At 71.8% G+C, this 13,960-nt stretch carries 14 protein-coding genes; 10 read left to right on the top strand and 4 right to left on the bottom strand.

Features of this window, described 5'->3' with window-relative positions; translation table 11 throughout:
- Nucleotides 1–422, top strand: a 422-nt coding sequence (locus QR78_RS26635) for an Lrp/AsnC family transcriptional regulator (RefSeq protein WP_048430624.1), incomplete at its 5' end; no start/stop codon positions are given.
- A 6-nt stretch (nt 423–428) separates the two neighbouring features.
- On the opposite strand, the gene QR78_RS26630 is transcribed toward QR78_RS26635, so the two are convergent.
- Complete coding sequence (locus QR78_RS26630; protein ID WP_048430623.1) at nt 429–2,216, bottom strand: chloride channel protein; 1,788 nt, start codon at nt 2,214–2,216, stop codon at nt 429–431.
- Nucleotides 2,217–2,293: 77 nt separating this feature from the next.
- On the opposite strand from QR78_RS26630, the gene QR78_RS26625 reads away from it, so the two are divergent.
- From QR78_RS26625 to QR78_RS26585, 9 genes are all read left to right on the top strand, one after another.
- Nucleotides 2,294–2,758 (top strand): MarR family winged helix-turn-helix transcriptional regulator, encoded by a 465-nt coding sequence (locus tag QR78_RS26625; RefSeq protein WP_048430622.1) that lies wholly within the window; start codon nt 2,294–2,296, stop codon nt 2,756–2,758.
- Between the two features lie 166 nt (nt 2,759–2,924).
- Nucleotides 2,925–3,833: a thioredoxin gene (gene trxA, locus QR78_RS26620; protein WP_048430621.1), complete on the top strand. Its 909-nt coding sequence runs from the start codon at nt 2,925–2,927 to the stop codon at nt 3,831–3,833.
- 139 nt (nt 3,834–3,972) lie between these two features.
- Complete coding sequence (locus QR78_RS26615) at nt 3,973–4,641, top strand: LON peptidase substrate-binding domain-containing protein (RefSeq protein ID WP_048430620.1); 669 nt, start codon at nt 3,973–3,975, stop codon at nt 4,639–4,641.
- Nucleotides 4,642–4,728: 87 nt separating this feature from the next.
- On the top strand, nt 4,729–4,929 hold the full coding sequence (locus QR78_RS26610) for a Trm112 family protein (protein WP_048430619.1): 201 nt from the start codon (nt 4,729–4,731) through the stop codon (nt 4,927–4,929).
- 156 nt (nt 4,930–5,085) lie between these two features.
- The gene (locus QR78_RS26605; protein ID WP_048430618.1) at nt 5,086–5,358 is read left to right on the top strand and encodes a hypothetical protein; all 273 of its coding nucleotides are present in this window, start codon (nt 5,086–5,088) and stop codon (nt 5,356–5,358) included.
- A gap of 232 nt (nt 5,359–5,590) precedes the next feature.
- A complete protein-coding gene (locus QR78_RS26600; RefSeq protein WP_048430617.1) occupies nt 5,591–6,868 on the top strand; it encodes an O-acetylhomoserine aminocarboxypropyltransferase in 1,278 nt (425 codons plus the stop codon).
- Nucleotides 6,869–7,011: 143 nt separating this feature from the next.
- Entirely contained in the window at nt 7,012–8,208 is a 1,197-nt protein-coding gene (locus QR78_RS26595; RefSeq protein WP_053221106.1) for a sensor histidine kinase, read from the top strand.
- A 198-nt stretch (nt 8,209–8,406) separates the two neighbouring features.
- Nucleotides 8,407–8,766, top strand: coding sequence for a response regulator (locus QR78_RS26590; RefSeq protein ID WP_048430616.1), 360 nt, complete (start codon nt 8,407–8,409; stop codon nt 8,764–8,766).
- Nucleotides 8,767–8,792: 26 nt separating this feature from the next.
- Nucleotides 8,793–10,082, top strand: a complete 1,290-nt coding sequence (locus QR78_RS26585) for an O-acetylhomoserine aminocarboxypropyltransferase/cysteine synthase family protein (RefSeq protein ID WP_048430615.1) — start codon at nt 8,793–8,795, stop codon at nt 10,080–10,082.
- A gap of 449 nt (nt 10,083–10,531) precedes the next feature.
- On the opposite strand, the gene ribB is transcribed toward QR78_RS26585, so the two are convergent.
- The 3 genes from ribB to QR78_RS26570 all read right to left on the bottom strand — a co-directional run bounded on the left by ribB (nt 10,532) and on the right by QR78_RS26570 (nt 13,816).
- On the bottom strand, nt 10,532–11,626 hold the full coding sequence (gene ribB, locus QR78_RS26580) for a 3,4-dihydroxy-2-butanone-4-phosphate synthase (protein ID WP_407942722.1): 1,095 nt from the start codon (nt 11,624–11,626) through the stop codon (nt 10,532–10,534).
- 274 nt (nt 11,627–11,900) lie between these two features.
- The gene (aroC, locus tag QR78_RS26575; protein WP_048430614.1) at nt 11,901–13,043 is read right to left on the bottom strand and encodes a chorismate synthase; all 1,143 of its coding nucleotides are present in this window, start codon (nt 13,041–13,043) and stop codon (nt 11,901–11,903) included.
- A gap of 266 nt (nt 13,044–13,309) precedes the next feature.
- Nucleotides 13,310–13,816 (bottom strand): hypothetical protein, encoded by a 507-nt coding sequence (locus QR78_RS26570; RefSeq protein WP_048430613.1) that lies wholly within the window; start codon nt 13,814–13,816, stop codon nt 13,310–13,312.
- Nucleotides 13,817–13,960 lie beyond the last annotated feature (144 nt).

Raw genomic sequence — 13,960 nt, 5'->3', positions numbered from 1 at the left:
CGGGCCTTCAGGTCGGCGACCTCGCCGAGGCGGTCGGGCTCTCGACCTCGCCGTGCTGGCGCCGGGTCGCCGACCTGAAGGCCCGGGGCATCATCCGGCGCTGCGTCGCGGTGGCCGATCCGCAGGCGCTCGGCCTCCACGTCAACGTCTTCGTCCACGTCTCGCTGGAGAAGCAGACCCAGGCCGCCCTCCAGGCCTTCTCGGATGCCATCCGCCACCGGCCGGAGGTGATGGAATGCTACCTGATGAGCGGCGAGGCCGACTACATGTTGCGGGTGGTGGTGGAGGACCTGGCCGAGTACCAGCGGCTGATCGTCGACTACCTGACCCGCATCCCCGGGGTGGCGAAGATCCGGTCGAGCTTCGCGCTCGATCAGGTGAAGTACACGACGGCGTTGCCGCTGGATCACTTGAAGGGGTGACCCGTCTCACGCGCTCTGCGCAGCTTTCGGCCCCCGCACGAAATACGCCTGCCGCTCCGCCTCCGCCCGCCCGAACGCAGCGCGCACCTGCAGCAGGTCCTTGCGGGTGAGGAGCCCGACGAGCCGGCCGCTCTCCGGGTCGGTGACCGGCAGGCGGCCCTGGCCGGTGGCCAGCATCAGCTCGATGGCGTGCGCCGTGACGTCGCCGGGATGGACTACGGCGAGCGCGTCCTCCGGGACCCGCCCGTCGAGGCGCTCGCCCCCGTGCTCGGGCTCCGTCGTCCACAGCAGCGCATCGGCCCGCGAGACGAGGCCGACCGGGCGTCCGGCATCGTCCACCACCGGGTAGGTCCGGTGCCGCCCGGCCGCCAGCACGGCGGCCGCCTCCGGTAGCGGCATGGCGCCCGGCAGCGTGTCCACGTCCCGCACCATCACGTCGGCGACGCGGGTGAGCTCGTGCGGGTCGATGCCGTATTCGCGGGTGACGTGCTGGCCGCGCCGGGCGATCTTTTCCGTCAGGATCGAGCGCTTGAGAAGCAGCACCGTCACCGCGTAGGCCGCCGCCGAGGCGGCGAGCAGCCCCGGCAGCGCGTGCACGTCCCCGGTCAGCTCGACCGCGAACAGCGCCCCGGTGAGCGGCGCCCGCATCGTACCGCCCAGCATCGCCGCCATGCCGAGGAGCGCCCAGAAGCCGGGATGGCCCGGCAGCAGCGTGCCGGCGACCCAGCCCATGGCTCCCCCGAGGATCAGGAGTGGGGCGAGCACGCCGCCCGACGTGCCGGACGACAGCGCGACGAGCCAGATCGCCGCCTTGACGCCGAGGATCAGCAGCACGGCCTTCAGCGCCAGATGTCCGCCGAGCAGATCGGCGATGACGTCGTAGCCGACGCCGAGCGCCCGGGGCTCGACCAGCCCGCCGAGGCCGACCGCGAGGCCGCCCAGCGCCGGCCACCACATCCAGTGGATCGGCAGGCGCTCGAAGGCGTCCTCGCAGGCGTAGAGCAGCGTGGTGAGCAGCCCCGACAGCAATCCGGCCGCGACGCCCAGGCCCGCGCAGGCGATCAGCCCCCACCACGGCAGGACCGGATCGGCGGCGAACGGAAACAGCGGGCCTTCTCCGAACAGGGCCGGGCGCAGCACCGTCGCGGTGACGGCGGCGGCGACCACCGGGATGAAGCTGCGCGGGCGCCATTCGAACAGCAGCAGTTCCACCGCGAGCAGCACGGCGGCGACCGGCGTTCCGAAGATCGCCGTCATGCCGGCCGCCGCGCCGGCGACCAGCAGGGTCTTCCGCTCGGCGGCGCTGAGATGGAAGAACTGCGCGAACAGCGAGCCGAGGGCGCCCCCCGTCATGATGATCGGCCCTTCCGCGCCGAACGGACCGCCGGTACCGATCGAGATCGCCGAGGAGACGGGTTTCAGCACCGCGACCTTGGGCGACATCCGGCTGCCGCCGATCAGGATCGCCTCGATCGCCTCCGGGATGCCGTGACCGCGGATCTTCTCCGAGCCGAACCGTGCCATCAGCCCGATGACGAGGCCGCCGAGCGGGGGAAGACAGACCATCCACAGCGAGGGCGTCGCTCCCGCAAGCGACGCGCTGCCGATCGCGAACCGTCCGAACCAGGCGAGGTTGGTGACGAGCGCGATCAGGGCGAGAAGCCCCCAGGCGGCGACCGTGCCGGCAAGCCCGATCAGCAGCGCCATGGCGACGAGGACGAGAAGGCGCGGATCGGCACGGAAATCGGCCAGGGGCCGGCGCCGGACCGGTGCGGCGGTCGGGGAACGGGGCATGCGAGGGCTCTCGGGCGGGTCTTCGATGTCGATCGATATATATCGCAATACGATGTTTTTAAACGGGACGCGAGCCGATGGATGGGGATGCAGGCGAGAGCCAGGATGCTGCAGGGGACGAGGCGGCAGGCGAGGGACTCGCGCGGGAGGAATACGCGGCGATCGCGGCGTTCCGGCTGGAACTGCGGCGCTTTCTCGCCTTCAGCGAGGCGGCGGCCGCGAAGGTCGGCCTGCCGGCCCAGCAGCACCAGGCGCTCCTGGCCATCGCCGGCCATGACGGCCCGCCGACGGTCGGGTTCGTGGCCGCGCAGCTCCTGGTCGCACCGCAGACGGCGGCGGAGCTCGTCTCGCGCATGGTCGAGGCGGGCCTCCTGACGAAGGCTGCCTCGCCCCAGGACCGTCGCCGGGTGGCGCTGACGCCGACCCCGAAGGCCGAGGCGCTGCTGGCGCGGCTGACCGCGGCACATCTGGAGGAGCTGCGCACCCTGGAGCCGGCGCTCACGAAGGCCCTCGGCCGCATGAGGCGGCGCGGCGACGGGTGAGATCCGGGACGCGGATCCGGGATCGCATACCCGTCTCGGCCTCGTGCAGGTCCTCGGCCTCGCGCCTATCCTTGCGCCTTGCCCTGGCCGGGGCGGCCGGTCTACCCCATCTGTTCGGCGGGCCAACCGGGCCCGCGACGTGAAGGCCGTTCTCCCGAGGTCATCGATGCTTACCGACACTCCCGCGGCCGGCCAGACTCCTGCGGGCGCGCTGATCAAGGACACCACCACCGCGACCTTCCGGCAGGACGTGATGCAGGAATCCCTGCAGCAGCCGGTGCTGGTGGATTTCTGGGCGCCCTGGTGCGGGCCCTGCAAGCAGCTCACCCCGATCATCGAGAAGGCCGTCAAGGACGCCGGCGGCAAGGTGAAGCTCGTCAAGATGAACATCGACGAGCATCCCCAGATCGCCGGCCAGCTCGGCATCCAGTCGATCCCCGCGGTGATCGCGTTTCAGCGCGGCCAGCCGGTCGACGGCTTCATGGGTGCCCTGCCCGAGGGCCAGGTGAAGGCCTTCATCGAGCGCCTGGTCGGCCCCCTCGGCCCCACCGCGGTCGAGGACCTGATGGCGGAGGCGCAAGCCGCCGCCGAGACTGGCGACCAGGACGCCGCCGCCGAGATCTACGCCGCCGTGCTCGGCCAGGAGCCGGGCCATGCTGGCGCCATCGCGGCACTCGCCCGCCTGCTCCTCGACCGCGACGACATCGAGGGCGCGCGCCAGTTCCTGGATTCGGCACCGCCCGAGACCGCCAAGGACCCGGCCATCGCCGCGGTCCGCGCGGCGATCGAGCTCGCCGAGCAGGCGGCCTCCCTCGGCGACCTCGCCGGCTTCCAGCGCCGAATCGAGGCCGACCCGGCCGACTACCAGGCCCGGTTCGACCTCGCGCTCGGCCTCAACGCCAAGGGCCAGCAGCAGGAGGCGGTCGACCAGCTGATCGAGATCGTCCGCCGCGACCGCACCTGGAACGAGGACGGCGCCCGCAAGCAGCTGCTGCAGCTCTTCGAGGCCTGGGGCCCGATGGACCCGATGACCATCCGCGGCCGGCGCAAGCTCTCGACCCTGATGTTCTCCTGACGGGCCGAAAGGCCACTCCGGCGCGGCATTTACGCCGGACAGGTATCCACGCCGGAAGGCGGCGCCCTAGAACAACGAATGCGATCCCGGACCCGCGACGACGGGCCCGGGTCCCCTTCGTTTCGCGGGAGCGACGCCGATGAGCATGAACGTCGCCTACAAGGGACCGTCCGACTGCCCGGTCGTGATCCCGGTCTTTCCGCTCCCCGGCGCCCTGCTGCTGCCGCGGGGCCAGATGCCCCTCAACATCTTCGAGCCGCGCTACCTCGCGATGGTGGACGATGCGCTGCGCACCGACCGGGTGATCGGCATGATCCAGCCGGATTCGGAATCCGGCGAGACGCCGCTCTCGCCGAAGCTGTTTCGCGTCGGCTGCGCCGGCCGGGTGACCCAGTTCGCCGAGACCGGCGACGGCCGCTACCTGATCTCGCTCACCGGCATCGCGCGCTTCCGCGTCGAGGAGGAGCTCTCCACCACGACCGGCTACCGCCGCTGCAAGGTGACCTTCGCGCCCTTCGAGAGCGACTTCCACGCCCGGGCCGGCGAGGAAGCGGTGGACCGCGCCGGAGTGCTGAAGGCCCTTCGCGATTTCGTCGACGCCAACGACCTCAAGGTCGACTGGGCGGGGATCGAGGAGGCGCCGAACGAGGCGCTGGTCAACGCGCTCTGCATGATGAGCCCGTTCGGCCCGCGCGAGAAGCAGGCGATGCTGGAGGCCCCCGACCTCAAGACCCGGGCCGAGGTGCTGATCGCCGTGACCGAGATGGAACTGGTGCGGGGAGCGGGCGGAGAGCCGACGCTGCAATAGGCCGGGCTTTGCGCCAGGGCCTCCCGGCGCTAAGCCGTCCCGGCACATGCCCCGCCGGACCACCCGGACGGACCTTCGAGGAAACCCATGACCGATTCTCCCGCCTCCGAGGCTGCCCGCGTCGACCCCAAGCTCCTCGAGCTCCTGGTCTGCCCGTTGACCAAGGAACGGCTCGACTACGATTCGGCCCGCCAGGAGCTGATCAGCCGCTCGGCCAAGCTCGCCTACCCGATCCGCGACGGCATCCCGATCATGCTGCCGGAAGAGGCTCGCGCGCTGGCGGAGTGAGGACGGCCCCGGCCGTCCGCCTCGTCGCCCCGACCGGCCTGTGACGTTTCGGTAACGACCCTGGCCGATCGCGAGGCCGGCATGCCACCCTCCGGGCGCCTCGGCCGTTAGTCCTGCGCCGGGCCGGCACCGTGTCGGCCCCTCGGAGTGACGATCATGAAGCTCAGGCTCATCGCCGCCCTCGCCTTCTCGACCCTGGCGCTCGCCGGCGCCGCCGAGGCACAGGGCATTCCCGGCGGCATGGAGCGGGGCGCCCGCGAGGGCAACCGCGTCGCCGGCCCGGTCGGCGGCATCGTCGGGGGAGCGGTGGGTGGCGCCGTCGGCGGCGTCAACGGCGTGCTCGGGATCGATCCCGGCCGGCGCGCCTACCGCACCAACCTGCGCGGGCGCCATCACCACCACCATCGCCGGCATCGTCACTACCGCTGAGGGCGGGCGCGGAGCGGGCGAAGTCATAACGTCCGCTCCGCCGCGACGTTGCGAAGACGGATCTTTCTAGATCGTCCCGATTTTCAGACGTTGCTTCTCCATCGAAGTTTCCGAGCGCGGCGCCCGCCGCAATGACCAGAAATCACTTTGCAATTCGAGGGATGGCGCCGCTTGACCCGCGGCCGCCGCGGGTCCTAAGCACGTCGGCACGAGACCGACGCCCGAGGACGCCATGACCGACCGCCTGCCCGGCTTCAACACCCTCGCGATTCATGCCGGCGCGGCGCCGGACGCCGCCACCGGCGCCCGGGCGACGCCGATCTACCAGACCACCTCGTTCGTGTTCGACGACGTGGACCATGCCGCCTCGCTGTTCGGGCTGCAGGCCTTCGGCAACATCTACAGCCGCATCACCAACCCGACCAACGCGGTGCTCGAGGAGCGCATCGCCGCGCTGGAGGGCGGCACCGCCGCCGTGGCGGTGGCCTCGGGCCATGCCGCCGAGTTCCTAGTGATGCACGCCCTGATGCAGCCGGGCGACGAGTTCATCGCCGCCAACAAGCTGTACGGCGGCTCGATCAACCAGTTCAACCATTCCTACAAGAACTTCGGCTGGAACGTCGTCTGGGCCGACACCGACGACCCGGCCTCGTTCGAGGCGGCGATCACGCCGCGCACCAAGGCGATCTTCATCGAGTCGATCGCCAATCCGGGCGGCGTCATCACCGACATCGCGGCGATCGCGGCGGTCGCCAAGCGCCACAACATCCCGCTCGTCGTCGACAACACCATGGCGACGCCGTACCTGATCCGGCCGTTCGAGCACGGCGCCGACATCGTGGTCCATTCGGCCACCAAGTTCCTCGGCGGCCACGGCAACTCGATCGGCGGCCTCATCGTCGACGGCGGCTCGTTCGCCTGGGCGGGCGACGCCCGCTACCCGATGCTGTCGCAGCCGCGGCCGGAATATGCCGGCATGGTCCTGTCCGAAACTTTTGGCAATTTCGGCTTCGCCATCGCCGTGCGGGTGCTCGGCCTGCGCGACCTCGGCCCGGCCCTGTCGCCGTTCAACGCGTTCCTGATCATCAACGGCATCGAGACCCTGCCGCTGCGCATGCAGCGCCATTCCGACAACGCCAAGACCGTGGCCGAGCACCTGAGCCGCCACCCGGCGGTGGCCTGGGTCAGCTATCCGGGCCTGGAGGCCGACCGCTACCACCAGCTCCACCGCCGGTACTGCCCGCACGGCGCCGGCGCGGTGTTCACCTTCGGCCTGAAGGGCGGCTACGAGGCGGGCGTGGCGCTGGTCTCGAACCTGAAGCTCTTCTCGCACCTCGCCAATATCGGCGACACCCGGTCGCTCGTGATCCACCCGGCCTCGACCACCCACCGCCAGCTCACCGACGAGCAGAAGACCCGGGCGGGCGCCGGCCCGGAGGTGGTGCGCCTCTCCGTCGGCATCGAGGATCCGGGCGACCTCATCGCCGACCTCGACCAGGCGCTCGCCTAACCGACCGGCCCTCGCCGGTCCGCCGCGGCGACGCACCGCGATTGCCGCCAAGCCTGGTCCCGTGATCTATTGGGGCACGTCCGGATTCGGTGCCGGACGAGCCGGATCGCGGGACCGCCCGGTCGGGCCTGGAGGCGGGTGCGATGGTCGTCCACGACACCGACCCTGACCCTCGCGCCGGCCCTCCGGCCGGCGGCGAGCTCGCACGCCAGCGCGCGCTCCGCGACGAGATCGCCCGCCTGCGTGCGCTCCTTCGCGAGGCGCGGCAGGCCTCGCCGGCCGAAACGCCCCCGCCGGCTCGGACGCGTCCCGACTGGGAGGTACGGCTCGCCACCGCCGAGGAGCTGAACGCGCGGCTCCAGGCGAGCGAGGCCTTCACCGCGCGGCTCCTCGCCGCCAGCCGCGATGCCATCCAGGTCCTCACCCTCGACGGGACGGTGCAGTGGCGCTGCGAGGACGGCCGGGCGACCACCGCCGACCAGTCGGGAACCGGCACGCCCTGGGCGACCTCTTGGGCGACCTCTTGGCCGGACCCGACCGACCGCGTCGCGGCGGACCTCGCGCTGGCCGCCGCCCGGGCCGGGCGCACCGGCCGCTTCCGCGCCGCCTCCGGCCCCGCCGAGGCCCCGCGCTGGTGGGACGTGGTGGTCTCGGCCATCCAGGGCGCCGACGGCACGCCCGAGCGGCTGCTCGCGGTCTCCCGCGACGTGACCGAGGCGTACCGGGCCGAGGAACAGCAGGCGCTCCTGATGCAGGAGATGGCTCACCGGGTGAAGAACACCCTGGCCCTCGTCCAGGCGGTGGCCGCCCAGACCCTGCGCAGCGCCACGAGCCTGGAGGCGGCCACGGAGGCTTTCAACGGCCGCCTGATGGCGCTGGCGGACGCCCACGACGTGCTGATCCGCGGCGCCTGGGCGGAGGCCGACCTCGCGGCGGTCGTGGCGGGGGCGATGGCGCCGCATCTCGACGGAGTGCCGGACCGCTGCACCGCTACGGGGCCGGCGGTCGCCCTCGGCCCGCGCGCGGTCCTGACCCTGTCCCTGATGGTGCACGAGCTCGCCACCAACGCGGCGAAGTACGGGGCCCTGTCGAGCCCGGCCGGGCGCGTCGCGATCGCCTGGGAGGTCGTCGGCGGCCCGCGGGCGGTCCTGCACCTGCGCTGGCGCGAGAGCGGCGGCCCCTTGGTCGCGCCGCCGGCACGCGGCGGCTTCGGGTCGCGGCTGATCGAGCGCAGCCTGGTGCACAGCTTCGGCGGCCGCGTCGCGCTCCTGTTCCCGCCCGAGGGGGCGGTGATGGAACTGGAGGCGCCCCTCGCCGCGCTTCAGGACGGGACGGCCTGACCTGCCCGGCACCGCGCCCGGCCGCGCTTGACCCAGGGGATGCGGCCCCATAGGCAGCAACCCTTCGGCCGCAACCATTCGCCCCCGCCCGCATTGCCCGCGATGACATCTGACCCGGATCGACCACCCCAGGACGTTCTCCACGGAGAGACCCGCCCGGGAGACGACGCTCGTCGGGAGCAGACCGACGCCCCGCCGGTGGTGCTCCTCGTCGAGGATGACGGCCTGCTGCTGATGGAGGCCGCCGACACCCTGGCGGAGGCCGGCTTCACCGTGCTGGAGGCCCCCCACGCCGACCAGGCGCTCAAGGTGCTGGAGAGCCGCTCCGACGTCGAGGTGCTGATGACCGACGTCGACATGCCGCTCGGCTCGATGAACGGCTTCGCCCTCGCCCGCCTCGTCTCGCGGCGCTGGCCGCGCATTCCCGTGCTGGTGGTCTCCGGCATGGGGAGCCCCGGCCCGCACGACATGCCCCCCGGCGCCCGCTTCATCCCCAAGCCCTACGCACCCTCGGCCCTGGTGCGGACGTTGCACGCCACCGTGCGCCGCGCCGCCTGAGCCGATCCCTCCACGGAAGATTGCCGATGACCGATCCGACCACGCTCCATTTCGCCACCCGGGCGGTCCATGCCGGCACCGCTCCCGATCCGGCCACCGGTGCCCGGGCGCAGCCGATCTACTTCACCAACGGCTTCGTGTTCGAATCGAACGAGCAGGCCGCCGACATCTTCGCCATGCGGGCGACGGGCTTCTCGTATTCCCGCGGCTCGAACCCGACCGTCGCGGCGCTGGAGCGCCGGGTCGCCTCGCTGGAGAGCGCCAAGGCGGCGGTCGCGGTGGCGTCGGGCCAGTCGGCGATGCTGCTCGTGCTGATGACCCTGATGCGCTCGGGCGACGCCTACGTCGCGTCCTCGCGCCTGTTCGGCGGGTCCCTCGGCCTGATGCGGCGGCTCGAGGGCCGCTACGAGCTCGTGCCGCAATTCACCCGGGGGCTCACCCCCGAGGATTTCGAAGCGGCGATCACCGACCGGACCCGGGCGGTCGTCTGCGAGTCGATCGTGAACCCCTGCGGGACGGTGATCGACCTCGCGGGCGTCGCCGCGGTGGCGCACAGGCACGGCCTGCCGCTCATCGTCGACAACACGCTCGCCTCCCCGGCCCTGATCCGGCCGATCGAGCACGGCGCCGACATCGTGGTCCACTCGACCTCGAAGTTCCTGTCGGGCTCCGGCACGGTGATCGGCGGCATCGTCTGCGACGGCGGCCGCTTCGACTGGAAGGGAACCGGCCGCTACAACCTGATCAACGAGCCCTGGCCGGACTATGACGGCCTCGTCGTCTCCGAGCGCTTCCCCGAGACCGCCTTCGCGGTCGCCTGCCGCCTGTTCGGCCTGCGCGACCTCGGCCCCGGCCTGTCGCCGATGAACGCCTTCCTGACGCTCACCGGCACCGAGACCCTGCCGCTGCGCATGGAGCGCCACTGTTCGAACGCGCGTGCGGTGGCGGCCTTCCTGAAGGACCACCCGAAGGTCGCCTGGGTCAGCTACCCGTCCCTGCCGGGCCAGCCCGGCGAGGCGATGGCGAACCGCTACTCGCCGATGGGCGCCGGCTCGATCTTCACCGTCGGCTTCAAGGGCGGCGAGGCGGCGGCCCAGAAGTTCATCACCGGGCTCAACCTGATCTCGCACCTCGTCAATATCGGCGAGATCAAGTCCCTGGCGATCCACCCGGCCACCACGACCCACCGCCAGCTCCCCGCCGCCGACAAGGAGGCCGCCCGGGTGGGTCCCGACACGGTGCGCCTGTCGATCGGGCTCGAATCCATCGAGGACCTGATCGCCGACGTGGCGCAATCGCTCGACGCGCTGGATTGAGCGTCGGGCGGCATTCCGGCCCCCGCATGCTTCCGGATTGCCGCCCCTCGCATGCGTGACACGCACGAACATCGGTTCGGTGAGGAGCGGGGTCGTCAGCCGCTCGGTTGCCCGATCCGTCTTCTCCCGGGCCTCGATCCTCTCGTGTCGTTGCCCGACCGGCGCAGCCGCGTCGCTCGTCGCAGCATCGACGGGATGCGTGGCGACCGGCGTCCATGAAACCTGATCGCCATCCGGCCCCGGGCCGTCGCCATCCCGATCTCGGCGAGGTGGCCGCGCAGGGCGGCGAGTGGCTGCGGCGACGCTCTCGTCCCGTCGCCCCGAAGCAGGGCGGGCGCGATCTCAACCTGTCGCGCTCGATGACGTTCGAGGGTCGTCCGGCACGACACGCCGGGACCCTGGGACGACGCGGAGGGTTTCGGCACCGCGCAGGTGGTGCCGAGGCGCCCCTACCCTTCCAGCGGCTCGTCGCCGACCATCTCGATGCCGAAGCCCGACAGGCCGACATAGGACCGCGCCGCGCTGGAGATGTTGCGGATCGAGACCACGCCCAGGTCGCGCAGGATCTGGGCGCCCAGACCCACCTCGCGCCACTGGCGGACGCGCGCCGCCTCCGCCCCGTCCTCGCCGGCGCCGTCGGGCAGCTGCGACAGCGGCACGCCGGCGGTGCCGTCGCGCAGGTAGACGAGCACGCCGCGGCCTTCCTGCGCGAAGCGGCGCATCACCGCCTCGATGGTGCGGCCGCCCTCGATCACGTCCGCCACCACGTTCGAGCGGTGCAGCCGCACCAGCACGTCGCGGCCCTCGCCGATGCGGCCGTGCACGAAGGCGAATTGCTGCATCGGCTCGAACGGCGTGGTGTAGGCGTAGCCGGTCATCTCGCCCCACTCGGTCTTGACCGGGAAGGTGCCGACCCGCTCGACCAGCTTCTCGCGCGCCTGGCGGTACGAGATCAGCTCGGCGACCGAGATCTGCTTGAGGCCGTGCTTCTCGGCGAAGGCCGTGATCTGCGGCCCCTTCATCACCGTGCCGTCGTCGTTGGCGAGTTCGCAGATCACCCCGACGGGGGGGAGCTTCGCCAGCCGGCACAGGTCGACGGCGGCCTCGGTATGGCCGGAGCGCATCAGCACGCCGCCGTCCTTGGCGATCAGCGGAAACACGTGGCCGGGGCGCACGAAATCGGTGGCGCCCATGTTGCCGTTGGCGAGCGCCCGGACGGTGTTGCAGCGCTGCTCGGCCGAGATGCCGGTGGTCAGGCCGTGCTTGACGTCGACCGTGACCGTGAAGGCGGTGCCGAGCGGCGCGTCGTTCGAGGCGACCATCGGCTCGAGGCGCAGGCGCTTGGCCTCCGCCACCGTGATCGGCGCGCAGACGATGCCGCAGGTGTTGCGGATGATGAACGCCATCTTCTCCGGCGTGCAGAGCGAGGCGGCGACGACGAGGTCGCCCTCGTTCTCGCGGTCGTCGTCGTCGGTGACGACCACGATCTCGCCGCGGGCGAAGGCGTCGAGGGCCTCGATGATCGATGCGTGGGACACGGGCATCTCCTGCCGCGAGGGGCCAAGCCCCGAGGGGACGAGCCCCAGGAAGTCGTTGGGGGTGACGGCGCCGCCGGTCGCCTGCGCCACGGCGGCGGCCGTCTCCCGCGAGAGCCAGGGCTCGGGATTGTTGCACAACCCCGTCACCGCCGCCGGAGAGAGCCCGCAGCGCCGCGCGAAGTCGATGCGGGTCACGCCCTGTTGCCGGAGCCAGTCGCCGAGTTTCACGCCGTCGTCATAGACCCGCGGCGATTTCAGTCCAACTGAAATCGCCGTGATTTCACTCCGACTGAAACGACTCGGGCTGAAACACCGGCACGGGACCGGGTTCGGTCCCGACCTGCGCCCGGTGGCGCAGGAGGTGATCGGCGAGCACGCAGGCCATCATCGCCTCGCCCACCGGCACCGCCCGGATGCCGACGCAGGGGTCGTGCCGGCCCTTGGTCAGCACGTCGACCGGACGGTTGTCGCGAGTGACGCTGGCCCGCGGGGTCAGGATCGACGAGGTCGGCTTGACGGCGAAGCGGCAGACCAGGGGCTGGCCGGTCGAGATGCCGCCCAGCACCCCGCCGGCATGGTTGGCGAGGAAGATCGGCCGGCCGTCGTTGCCGGGCCGCATCTCGTCGGCATTCTCCTCGCCCCGGAGGGCGGCGGCCGCGAAGCCGTCGCCGATCTCGACGCCCTTGACGGCGTTGATCGACATCATGGCCGCCGCGAGATCCGCGTCGAGCTTGCCGTAGATCGGTGCACCGAGGCCGACGGGCACGCCCTCGGCCACCACCTCGATCACCGCGCCGACCGACGAGCCGGCCTTGCGGATCCCGTCGAGATAGACGGCCCATTCCGCCGCCGCGGTCGCGTCCGGGCAGAAGAACGGGTTGTTCTGCACCTCGTCCCAGTCGAACCGGGCGCGGTCGATCGCGTGCGGGCCGATCTGAACCAGCGCGCCGCGGATGGTGATTCCAGCCAGCACCTTGCGGGCGATGGCCCCGGCCGCCACCCGCGCCGCGGTCTCGCGGGCCGAGGAGCGGCCGCCGCCGCGATAATCGCGGATGCCGTATTTCGCATCGTAGGCGTAGTCGGCGTGGCCCGGCCGGTAGCTGTCGCGGATCTCGGAATAGTCCTTCGAACGCTGGTCGACGTTCTCGATCATCAGCGCGATCGGCGTGCCGGTCGTGAACTGGCGGCCGTCGGTCCGGTCGTCGGCAAAGACGCCCGAGAGGATGCGGACCTGATCCGGCTCCTGGCGCTGGGTGGTGAAGCGCGACTGGCCCGGCCGGCGGCGATCGAGATCCGCCTGGATCTCCGCCACGTCGAGCGGGATCAGCGGGGGGCAGCCGTCGACGACGCAGCCGAGGGCCGGCCCGTGGCTCTCGCCGAAGGTGGTGACGCGGAAGAGGTGGCCGAAGCTGTTATGCGACATCGGGGGTCTGCGAGAAATGGCGCCGCCGCTCTAGAGCATTTTGTGCCGTTCGGGAAATCGCCTCGCGGGGCATGGCATTTCGCGCCTACGACGGTACCACTGGCCAGCGGTGCCGCCGGAACTGGACGGGACGGGCTCGCCGCGGCAAGCCTCCCGAACGCAAGGACGCCCCGGCACCGAGCAGATCGGCACCGGGGCGTCGTCATGTCACCGGATCCCCAACGGGAGCGCCCCCCGGGCGCGTCTCCGCCGGGTCGTCGGGCGGATCAGCGGCGCTGGAACAGCGGCTGGGCCAGGGCTTCGGCGCGGGCCATCCACAGGTCGCGCTCGGCGCGCAGCTCCTCGGCCTTGTCGACCTCCTGCTGCACGTGGGAGCGCAGGGCCCGCAGCTCATCGGCCAGCATCGCCTGCAGCTCGTCGTAGCGGTCGTTCTCCTGGCGCAGGCGCGCCTTGAGCATCATGTTCTCGGCCATCAGAGCGGCCAGGTCGTCGTCCTCGCCGCGCAGGGCCGGGGCGGCGGTCGCAGGCGCCTGGGCGGAAACCGGCGCCTTGGCCGTCTCGGCGGCGACCTTGGCGGTCTCGGCACCGGCCTCGGCCGGGGCGACGATGCGCGGCTCCCAGGCCGTCTGGGCCTCGGCCGGGCGGCGCGGCGCGGCGGCGGCGGCCTGGTCGGCGGCGTCGATCCGGGAGAGGGTCGCGAGCCAGTCCTGGAGCGGGCCCTGGGCCGGCCGCGGCGCGGCGGTGGTCTGCGTCTTCAAAGCGGGTTCGGACACGCCGCGTCTCCTGCAAATCTTGCCTGCGAGTTAACGGCGGGATGGTTAAGAACCGGTAAACGCACCCCAACCCCTGCGTCCCGCGCCGGTCCCACCTTGACATCGCGGGCGGCGGCCGGTAGGCCCCGCCGCTCAGGACGAGGT

It is taken from the genome of Methylobacterium indicum (genome assembly GCF_001043895.1).
GTDB lineage: Bacteria > Pseudomonadota > Alphaproteobacteria > Rhizobiales > Beijerinckiaceae > Methylobacterium > Methylobacterium indicum.
The sequence above is the reverse complement of the archived record's forward strand: the minus strand, read 5'-3'. Positions and strand labels throughout refer to the sequence as shown.

Bases quoted from the DNA above. Each gene is read 5' to 3' on its own strand.
- QR78_RS26585 (WP_048430615.1), top strand. From the start codon at position 8,793: ATGACCGATCCGACCACGCTCCATTTCGCCACCCGGGCGGTCCATGCC.
- QR78_RS26605 (WP_048430618.1), top strand. From the start codon at position 5,086: ATGAAGCTCAGGCTCATCGCCGCCCTCGCCTTCTCGACCCTGGCGCTC.
- QR78_RS26625 (WP_048430622.1), top strand. From the start codon at position 2,294: ATGGATGGGGATGCAGGCGAGAGCCAGGATGCTGCAGGGGACGAGGCG.
- QR78_RS26630 (WP_048430623.1), bottom strand. From the start codon at position 2,216: ATGCCCCGTTCCCCGACCGCCGCACCGGTCCGGCGCCGGCCCCTGGCC.
- QR78_RS26615 (WP_048430620.1), top strand. From the start codon at position 3,973: ATGAGCATGAACGTCGCCTACAAGGGACCGTCCGACTGCCCGGTCGTG.
- QR78_RS26595 (WP_053221106.1), top strand. From the start codon at position 7,012: ATGGTCGTCCACGACACCGACCCTGACCCTCGCGCCGGCCCTCCGGCC.
- aroC (WP_048430614.1), bottom strand. From the start codon at position 13,043: ATGTCGCATAACAGCTTCGGCCACCTCTTCCGCGTCACCACCTTCGGC.
- QR78_RS26600 (WP_048430617.1), top strand. From the start codon at position 5,591: ATGACCGACCGCCTGCCCGGCTTCAACACCCTCGCGATTCATGCCGGC.
- ribB (WP_407942722.1), bottom strand. From the start codon at position 11,626: ATGCCCGTGTCCCACGCATCGATCATCGAGGCCCTCGACGCCTTCGCC.
- QR78_RS26610 (WP_048430619.1), top strand. From the start codon at position 4,729: ATGACCGATTCTCCCGCCTCCGAGGCTGCCCGCGTCGACCCCAAGCTC.
- trxA (WP_048430621.1), top strand. From the start codon at position 2,925: ATGCTTACCGACACTCCCGCGGCCGGCCAGACTCCTGCGGGCGCGCTG.